This is a genomic window from Streptomyces sp. NPDC030245 (genome assembly GCF_055572995.1).
In genome coordinates, this window is the sequence record NZ_JBVICF010000007.1 from 431,877 (window position 1) to 440,721 (window position 8,845).

Annotated in this window: 9 protein-coding genes and 1 tRNA gene; 6 read left to right on the forward strand and 4 right to left on the reverse strand. The window is 69.8% G+C overall.

Annotated elements, in window-relative coordinates; translation table 11 throughout:
• The first annotated feature begins 282 nt into the window (after positions 1-282).
• The 3 genes from ACZ4Z4_RS21590 to ACZ4Z4_RS21600 all read left to right on the forward strand — a co-directional run bounded on the left by ACZ4Z4_RS21590 (position 283) and on the right by ACZ4Z4_RS21600 (position 3,273).
• The gene (locus ACZ4Z4_RS21590; protein WP_468329473.1) at positions 283-1,041 is read left to right on the forward strand and encodes a DUF5324 family protein; all 759 of its coding nucleotides are present in this window, start codon (positions 283-285) and stop codon (positions 1,039-1,041) included.
• A 229-nt stretch (positions 1,042-1,270) separates the two neighbouring features.
• Complete coding sequence (locus tag ACZ4Z4_RS21595) at positions 1,271-2,749, forward strand: aminotransferase class I/II-fold pyridoxal phosphate-dependent enzyme (protein WP_468329411.1); 1,479 nt, start codon at positions 1,271-1,273, stop codon at positions 2,747-2,749.
• Positions 2,749-3,273 carry a flavin reductase family protein gene (locus ACZ4Z4_RS21600; protein ID WP_468329414.1) on the forward strand — a complete coding sequence of 175 codons (525 nt, stop codon included), beginning with the start codon at positions 2,749-2,751 and terminating at the stop codon, positions 3,271-3,273. Before ACZ4Z4_RS21595 ends, ACZ4Z4_RS21600 begins: the two co-directional genes overlap by 1 nt.
• 90 nt (positions 3,274-3,363) lie before the next feature.
• Here ACZ4Z4_RS21600 and ACZ4Z4_RS21605 read toward each other — a convergent pair.
• Positions 3,364-3,436 (reverse strand) — tRNA-Ala (locus ACZ4Z4_RS21605).
• 183 nt (positions 3,437-3,619) lie between these two features.
• Here ACZ4Z4_RS21605 and ACZ4Z4_RS21610 point away from each other — a divergent pair.
• Both ACZ4Z4_RS21610 and ACZ4Z4_RS21615 read left to right on the forward strand, forming a co-directional pair.
• Entirely contained in the window at positions 3,620-4,168 is a 549-nt protein-coding gene (locus ACZ4Z4_RS21610) for a helix-turn-helix domain-containing protein (RefSeq protein ID WP_055527494.1), read from the forward strand.
• Positions 4,169-4,219: 51 nt separating this feature from the next.
• A complete protein-coding gene (locus tag ACZ4Z4_RS21615) occupies positions 4,220-5,626 on the forward strand; it encodes a serine/threonine-protein kinase (protein ID WP_468329417.1) in 1,407 nt (468 codons plus the stop codon).
• A 27-nt stretch (positions 5,627-5,653) separates the two neighbouring features.
• Here the strand turns inward: ACZ4Z4_RS21615 and ACZ4Z4_RS21620 are convergent, their stop codons facing one another.
• Both ACZ4Z4_RS21620 and ACZ4Z4_RS21625 read right to left on the reverse strand, forming a co-directional pair.
• The gene (locus ACZ4Z4_RS21620) at positions 5,654-6,853 is read right to left on the reverse strand and encodes a hypothetical protein (protein ID WP_468329420.1); all 1,200 of its coding nucleotides are present in this window, start codon (positions 6,851-6,853) and stop codon (positions 5,654-5,656) included.
• A gap of 486 nt (positions 6,854-7,339) precedes the next feature.
• Positions 7,340-7,468 carry a DLW-39 family protein gene (locus tag ACZ4Z4_RS21625; RefSeq protein WP_003999697.1) on the reverse strand — a complete coding sequence of 43 codons (129 nt, stop codon included), beginning with the start codon at positions 7,466-7,468 and terminating at the stop codon, positions 7,340-7,342.
• Positions 7,469-7,782: 314 nt separating this feature from the next.
• On the opposite strand from ACZ4Z4_RS21625, the gene ACZ4Z4_RS21630 reads away from it, so the two are divergent.
• Positions 7,783-8,118, forward strand: a complete 336-nt coding sequence (locus ACZ4Z4_RS21630; protein WP_468329423.1) for a DUF6344 domain-containing protein — start codon at positions 7,783-7,785, stop codon at positions 8,116-8,118.
• 500 nt (positions 8,119-8,618) lie between these two features.
• Here ACZ4Z4_RS21630 and ACZ4Z4_RS21635 read toward each other — a convergent pair whose 3' ends face one another.
• Positions 8,619-8,753 (reverse strand): hypothetical protein, encoded by a 135-nt coding sequence (locus ACZ4Z4_RS21635; RefSeq protein WP_468329426.1) that lies wholly within the window; start codon positions 8,751-8,753, stop codon positions 8,619-8,621.
• Positions 8,754-8,845 lie beyond the last annotated feature (92 nt).

Below are 8,845 nucleotides of genomic sequence, written 5' to 3' on the forward strand. Positions count from 1 at the left end.
TGGGCGCGCGCCGAAGCGATCCGTGGCATTGTCGGCCGAGAGCTCTTCTTGCACCAATTGGATCGAATTGAACGGAACGGGCCGGCCGATCACCTGAACAGAGATCCTTTCTCTGTACAGGGAGTGGATCGGGACCGGATGGGAACCGCATCAGAGATTGGCCGGCGTCAGCTCCCGTGACCCGGATGCCCGCCCTCGCATGCCTTGGAGCGATCCGGAAGGCATGATCGCTGAAAGGGTGGAAAGGTGACATACCTATACGCCACCGAGGAGGAGGATCCCGTGACCCGCATCGACAGCGTGCGCGCCGCGACCGGCTCTGCCAAGGACAGCGTGCGTCACGCCGCGGACGCGGTGGCGCCTTACGCCGACACGGCCAAGGACCGGGCCACCCATTACGCCCACGAAGCGCGCGTACGGCTCGCGCCCAAGGTGTCGCTTGCCGCCCAGCAGGCCGCTGAACAGGCCCGGGTGGCCGCCGAACAAGCCCGTGTCCAGTACAGCGCCCACGTCGCCCCCCGTGTCGAGCAGGCCCGCACGCATGTGCCGCCGAAGGTCGACCACGCCGCGCACGAAGCCGCCGTCCGCACCCGCAAGGCCGCCCGCCAGGCCGCCGACTACTCCAGGCCCCGTATCGAGCAGGCGGTCGCCGCCGCACAGCCCGTGCGCGACGAAGCCACGTCCCGCGGCACGGCGGCGCTCGCCGCGCTGCGCGGGCAGGTCTCGGCGAAGGAGATCCAGCGCCTGGCCCGCAAGCACCAGCGCCGCGCCAGGGCAGGCCGTCTCGCCAAGAGGCTCGCTGTGGTCGGCATTCTCGCGGGCGGCGCCGTGGCCGCCTGGAAGTGGTGGGACAAGCAGGCCAACCCCGACTGGCTGGTCGAGCCGCCCGCGGCCACTGAGGTCCCGGACAGCACGCCGCTGACCTCCGTCGACGGCAGCGGTCAGGCGGCCCTGGACCCGGAGGTGCAGGCCAAGCAGGCCGAAGCGGAGGCGGGGGACGCCGAGAACGCCGAGAAGACCGACCGGGACAAGCGGAGCTGACGTCAGGTCTGTGCACAAGGCTGACGAGGCTGACGGCACGTCTGTGTACAAGTCTGTGCACAAGGCGGATCCGCGCACGGCAGAACGCCGTGGGGCGGGGGCCACCCGGTCTCCCGCCCCGCGGTGTTTCACGTGAAACAACGACCCACTCCGCCCAACGACCCACTCCGCCCCGCGCCGCCCGCGCAGTCGCGGGTTGGTGCCCGCTGAAACGGGAACTGCACCTGGCATGGCTGCGAACGAAAGCTTGAACCACGACGAGGCCCCCGTACTGGAGGCCCTGGAGCGGTACCACGAAGCCGACGAGCTCGCCTTCACGCCGCCCGGCCACAAGCAGGCCCGCGGCGCCGATCCACGGGTCACCAAGGTGCTCGGAGAAGCGGTGTTCCTCGGCGACGTACTCGCCAGTGGGGGACTCGACGACCGCCTGAGCCGCCAGCAGATCCTGGAGCGCGCCCAACGGCTGATGGCCGACGCCGTGCACGCCGAGCACACCTACTTCTCCACGTGCGGCAGCTCCCTGTCGGTCAAGGCGGCCATGCTGACGGTGACCGCGCCGCACCGCCGTCTCCTGGTCGGCCGTGACGCCCACAAGTCCGTCATCGCGGGCCTGATCCTGTCGGGTGTCGAGCCCGTCTGGGTGAGCCCCGCCTGGGACCCCGAGCGGCACATCGCCCACCCGCCGACGGCCGAGTCGTTCGAGAAGGCCTTCGAGGCCCACCCCGACGCCGACGGCGCACTGGTCACCAGCCCTACGCCCTACGGCTCCACCGCCGACCTGCAAGGCATCGCCGACGTGTGCCACCGGCGCGGCAAGCCCCTCATCGTCGACGAGGCCTGGGGCGCGCACCTGCCCTTCCACGACGAGCTGCCGACCTGGGCGATGGACGCGGGCGCGGACATCTGCGTCACCAGCGTCCACAAGATGGGCAGCGGCCTGGAGCAGGGCTCGGTCTTCCACCTCCAGGGCGACCTCATCGACCCCGCCGTCCTCGCTTCCCGGGCCGACCTGCTGGGCACCACCAGCCCCTCCGTCCTGCTCTACGCGGGGCTGGACGGCTGGCGCCGCCAGATGGTCCAGCACGGCGAACAACTCCTCGACGACGCCCTCCGCCTGGCCGCCGACACCCGTGCGGCGATCAGTGACATCGACGGTCTGCACGTCGACGGTGCCGAGGACTACTGCGGTCCGGACCGAGCGGCCGATCTCGACCCGCTGCCCGTCGTGATCGACCTCTCCGCGCTGGGGACCACCGGTTACCGCGCCGCCGACTGGCTGCGCACCCGGCACCACATCGACATGCACCTCTTCGACCACCGCCGGATCAGCGCCCAGCTCACCTACGCCGACAACGAGGCCTCCGTCGCACGCCTCCTGGGCGCGCTGCGTGACCTTTCCCGGCACGCCGCCGACCTGACGGACGCACCCGGTGTCGACGTCCCCGACCCCGGCGAGCTGCGGATGGAGCAGGCATCGCTGCCGCGGGACGCCTACTTCGCCGACCTCGAAGACGTGCCCGTGGAGAAAGCGGCGGGACGCATCGCCGCAGAGATGATCACGCCGTACCCACCCGGGATTCCCGTGGTCCTGCCCGGCGAGCGCCTGACGGAACCCGTCCTGAACTACCTGCGCTCGGGCGTACGAGCCGGGATGAACCTCCCGGACGCCGCCGACAGCTCGCTGAACACCGTCCGCGTCACCGCCTGATGATGGGCACGGACCAGGACATATCGAACTTCACCGCGCTGACGAACCCTTCCATGTACGTGGTCACCGCTGCGGCGGACGGGCAGCGCGCGGGCTGCCTGGTCGGCTTCGCGAGCCAGTGCTCCCTCCAGCCGGCCCGTTTCGCCGTGTGGCTCTCCAAGGCCAACCACACCTACCGTCTCGCCCGGTCGGCACGGGCCCTCGCGGTCCACCTGCTGCCCCGGCACCGGCACGACCTCGCGGAGCGGTTCGGGGCCCTCTGCAGCGACCGGACGGACAAGTTCTCCGACCTGGACTGGCGTGAGGGACCGGACGGGACCGTGATCCTCTCCGACGCCCTCGCCTGGTTCGCCGGACGCGTCCACGACCGGTTCGACGGGGGAGACCACGTCGCGTTCGTGCTCGACCCGATCGCCGCCGACACCACGGCGGCCAGCGACACCGCGGCCGACGCCGATGAACAGCCACCGCCCCCGTTCGCCCTGCTCGACGCGGGTGACATCACCGCCGGTCACCCGGCCTGACGCCCGCCCCGCCCCCGTACGCAGAAAACCCCTGTACGCAGAAAACCCCTCTGACCAGCGTTTCCACAGATCAGAGGGGTTTTACAGATGTGGAGCCTAGGGGAGTCGAACCCCTGACATCTGCCATGCAAAGACAGCGCTCTACCAACTGAGCTAAGGCCCCGCTAGAGATACATCGAACCGGAGGAACCACGTCCCGGCGTGCATCGCAGACCAGAGTACCGGGTCACCCCCCCGATCCCGCAAAAGGATTGGGGCTCCCGGTCCACGACCACGCTCCGTAAGATGCTCGACGTGGTTCGCGGCAGCGAACCGCGGTCTTAGGGGAAGCGATGGGGAGACGCACATGGACGCCGCACAGCAGGACACCACCGCGAGAGCACGAGAGCTCCAGCGGAACTGGTACGGGGAGCCGCTGGGAGCGCTCTTCCGTCGCCTCATCGACGATCTGGGACTGAACCAGGCACGCCTCGCCGGAGTCCTCGGCCTGTCCGCGCCCATGCTCTCCCAGCTGATGAGCGGACAGCGCGCCAAGATCGGCAACCCCGCCGTCGTCCAGCGCGTCCAGCTCCTCCAGGAACTGGCGGGCCAGGTCGCGGACGGCAGCGTCAGCGCCGCCGAGGCCACCGACCGCATGGACGAGATCAAGAAGTCCCAGGGCGGCTCCGTCCTCACCAACACCGCCCAAACAGCGACCAGTTCGGGCGCGCCCACGGTGAAGCGCGTGGTGCGCGAAATCCAGTCACTGCTGCGCTCCGTCGCGGCGGCCGGCGACATCATCGATGCCGCGGACTCCCTCGCCCCGACCCACCCGGAACTGGCAGAGTTCCTCCGGGTGTACGGCGCCGGGCGCACCGCGGACGCGGTCGCCCACTACGAGGCGCACCAGAGCTGAGCCGTCGACCGGGCCGCCGCACGCGGCCCGGAAGGGGAGCGGAGCGCGACCATGGGTGAGGTCTTCGCCGGCCGGTACGAACTGGTCGACCCGATCGGACGCGGGGGAGTCGGAGCGGTCTGGCGCGCCTGGGACCACCGACGACACCGGTACGTGGCCGCCAAGGTCCTGCAACAGAGCGACGCGCACTCCCTGTTGAGATTCGTGCGGGAACAAGCACTGCGGATCGACCACCCGCATGTGCTCGCGCCCGCCAGCTGGGCCGCCGACGACGACAAGGTCCTCTTCACCATGGACCTGATCGGCGGCGGCTCACTGGCGCACGTGATCGGGGATTACGGCCCACTGCCGCCCCACTTCGTCTGCGCCCTGCTCGACCAGCTTCTCTCCGGCCTCGCGGCCGTCCACGCCGAAGGCGTCGTCCACCGCGACATCAAGCCCGCCAACATCCTGCTGGAGGCCACCGGTGCCGGGCGCCCGCATCTGCGCCTGTCCGACTTCGGCATCTCGATGCGCAAGGGCGAGCCGCGGCTGACCGAGACGGACTACGTGGTGGGGACGCCCGGCTACTTCGCCCCCGAGCAGATGCTGGGCGCCGAACCGGACTTCACCGCCGACCTCTTCGCCGTCGGCCTGGTCGCCCTGTACCTCCTGGAAGGCGCCAAGCCGGACGCCAAAGCGCTGATCGAATACTTCGCCGAACACGGCACGCCGCGGGCCCCGCAGGGCGTGCCCGAACCCCTCTGGCAGGTCATCGCCACCCTCCTCCAGCCGAACCCCCAGGCGCGCTTCCGGACCGCCACGGGGGCGCGCAAGGCGCTGGCATCGGCCACGGAGATGATGCCCGAGCCGGGCCCGGACGATGAGCTCATCGAAATCTTCGATCAACTCCCCCCGCTGCCCACGGGTTTCGGCCCCGAAGGCCCTCTCACCGCCACATCGCGCACGGGCTCCGCACCTCGCCATGCACGCCCCGCGCCTGGGCTCCGGTCACCCGGCACGACCTCGACACCACCTCCGGCTGCGCCTCCTACGCCACCTCCGCCGCCTCTCTCTGCGCCTCCGACGCACACCCCCACTCCGACGCCGAATCCGCCCTGGGCCCCGACTCCGGGCCCGCCCCCCGCCTCGGCTCCCGTTCCGGGGCCGACGCCGAGTCAGGAGTCACAGCCCACGCCATCCGTCCCCTCTCACACGGCCAGCGGCGGCTTCCACCTGCCACCCCCCGCGCAACCACCCCAACCGTTCACTCCCCCCACGCCCATGCCCCTTCCGACACCTGCACCCGATCCCACCGTCACATCCTCGGCACCACGCCCTCACGCCCAAGCGTCCCGGCCCGCGGCCCTCTCCACCCCTCCGAAGCGCCCTGGTCCGCCCGCGAAGGTGGCGGTGCCGATGCTGCTCATGGCGCTGGCCTGCCTGGCCGTCGGCGTATGGGCACTCACGCAGCTCTGACCAGCAAGGCGAGGCCTGACGAGCGCCTCACCACCCCCGTGGCGGCCCGAACTGCACGGCCAAGGGTGCCGGTGCCGCCGCCGACGCCGTTCCCGCTTCCGATGCCTTGGCCGCCCTGCGCCGCGCGATCAGCGTCCACAGGCCGAGGACTGCCAGCAGGGCCACCCCGGTCCCGATCCCCCCGGCGGCGATGACCACCATCAGCCCGTCGTCGTCCCCACCGGAACTCGTACCGGCTTCGGACGCCGCCTCCCCGCGCCTGGCCGCCGCCGTGTCCCGCTCGGTGACGCCGAAGTTCTCGGCGGGCTCGGGCGCCCCCGCATACGAAGGCCCGGGCCGCGGCGCTCCGCCGACGTCCACCCGCAGCGTCAGTTCCAGCGGCGCATCGCCGAACTTCTCGGCGACATCCGGGCTGAGGTGGACCGCCAGGTAGTACCAGCCGGCGAAGCGCATGGCGGCGACTTCGTCGGTGAGGGCGAAACGGTTCTCGTACGCGACCGGCGGCAGCGGGTCCAAAACCGTGGTCTTCTGCCTGCCGTCGTACGCAGTGTCGGAGTCGTCGACCTGGGCACGCACCGGGTTGGACAGGGACAGGACCAACGCGGACGAGACGTACCCCGCGTCCCGCGCCATCCCGCGCTCCGCTCGATCCGAACTGCCGAGCTCCGCCGCGACCGAAAGTTGCTGCCCCCAGTCGACCGGCACTCGGTAGAAAAGGGTCTCCCCAGGCACGATGTCGGCGCCCCACACCCCTTTCTCCAGCCCCCGGGCCCTGTTGAAGCTCGTGCCACCCTCACGTGGCTGACGCTCCCCCGACGGCAGGACAGGGGGCGCGGAGTTCCACGAATCCGGCGGAGCCGTCGCACTCTCCGCCCGCAGCGCGGGTTCTGACGCCACGTGCAGTTCCAGATCCCAGTTCTCCAGAGCGGCACTGGAGGCTCTGGTCCGCTCGACGAGCACGTAATACGTACCGGCGCCGCTACAGCTCTTCTCGTCGGGGCCGACCCTGCGCGCCGCAGTGGCCGTGATCGGGCGCGGACTCTCCGAAGAGCCGAAGCGTGCCTCTTCCGCGTCCAGAGGGCTGCATTTGTTGCCGTCGGCGTCCTGTACGGACACCTCGACCCCGTCGGCGTAGGAGACCTTGGTGCCGGGCTCGGGGACAGCGGTGACCGAGACATACACACTGTCCTCCGCCCCGAGCTCCAGGCGGTAAAAACGCTGCCCCACGCGCGGGAGGGAGCTTTTGTACGTCTTACCGGGGCTGAGCCGAGGCCCCTCGACGTTGCTGGTCGCGCCTTCGACCGTCTCGGCGCCCTCGGCAAAGGCGTACGGGGCCGGTACCGGCCCCGCGGCCCCGGCCTGCCCGGACCCCCCTGCCACCGCCGCCAACACCAACGCCACGCACAACGCCGCGACCCCGCCCGACCTCAGCCTCCGTCGCCCCATCACGCGCCACCCCTCGCCGCGAAGCCCAGCCGTCCCACCCATCTCGACCGTCCTGCCCGCCGACCGCCGCGCGGACACCACCACGAGCCCACCACCGACGCAACCGCGCCACCCGCAGATTTGCTTACGCAAGCACATCATTCACGAACGCGAACAAGCGGAATTCCGGGATACGGGGATACGGGGATACGGGGATACGGATCCGCACCCAGCACAAAGCCCCGGCCGCAATAGCGACCGGGGCCTGCAAGTGACTGTCGTCGATACTCACGAACCCGTGGGCACGGAGTCAGTCGCCTCCGTCCACAGATCCTGCTCGGCGCGATCCGCCTGGATCTGGCGGTACACGAGGAGCCCGCCGATGGCGGCCAGTGCGACCAGGAGAAGCTTCTTCACCGCGCGACCTCGTCTTTCCTTGACGTAGGGGACTTCTGGCGCCCGACTATACACACCGAGCGATATCGATCGGTGACCTGGATCTGCCTCAACTCCCGCCCCGCACAGCGCCGTCGAAACGGACTTCGGCACTCCACCCGGCTCCCGTCCCGACTGTGACTTTCGCCGCTTTGCCCCCTTCTCGGCGCCCTTGCGGCCATCCGGGTGGTGTTCATCTGAACATCCACGCGCCACGAGCGTCGGTCCACCACTCTCAGCCCCACATACACATCATGAGGAAAGTACGCAAATCGCCCAACCCGAATTGAGGGGTCATGACCGGCAACAAGCCCATGAAGCTGTGGACCACGATCGTCACCGCCTTCCTCGCGCTCTTCGCCGCGCTGGGATTCACCACGACGGCCACCGCGGCCACGGCGGTACAGGAGACCACGAACGCACGCAACGCCACGGCGTGCGCGACCGCGCCGATGACGGCCCTCTGGACGGCAGTGTACGAACGGTCCCTGCCGCCGACGATGAAGCAACGCATCCGCGCCGAGGCCCACGGCTCGTCCCCCAGCTGCCGGCACCTGCCGCGCACGGACATGGACACGGACACCGAGACCGAGTCCCGCGCACATGAACCGGCCCTCGCCGCAGAGCCGTAACCCCGGCCCCGCGCCCAGGGCACACGCCCTCACAAGCCTCAGAAGACCCCCGGCCACCCCAGGCCGGGGGTCTTCTTCATGCCCGCCCCCAACAAGCACTCCCCGCCCCCGAGCACCCCCACCCCCACTCCCATCCCCGCACGCCAGGTCCAGAGCCCTCCACACACAGCCTGGAAACGCCAGAACCCCCAACCGTGACCGGTTGGGGGTTCTGTGCTGGTGGGGCTAACAGGATTTGAACCTGTGGCCTCATCCTTATCAGGTCGACCATGAGGGACCAGACAACCGCGTCGCTGCCTGGTGACCCTCGGATGCTGAGCCGCTGAGATCCAGCTTGGATCAGCCGCGTGTGTCGCTGTTGGTGTCAGCCACTGATGTCAGCTCTGAGGTGCAACCTTGACAAGACCACGATCCCTATGAAGGGGATCATACGGATCAGGTTGCAACTCAAGGTCGGTGGAGCTGCTTTGGGCCCCGGCCGGAACTGGGGCCCGAGGTGCTCAGCCTTCGTAGTCGAGGAAGTCGCGGGGGTCGTAGCCGGGGTTCTCGTCCGGGCAGAGGGTGACGTCCTCGGGGTCTTCGGCGTACGGGTTGGGAACGATGCCGTCGTCGCACTGGGGGTTGGTGCAGGTCATGGTGTGCTCCCTAGGTCGGTGCCGTTGTCCTGATGGGCTTCGTCCAGCACGGTTCTGGGAGGGCGCACAAGGTGGAGCACCCCACTGTCTGA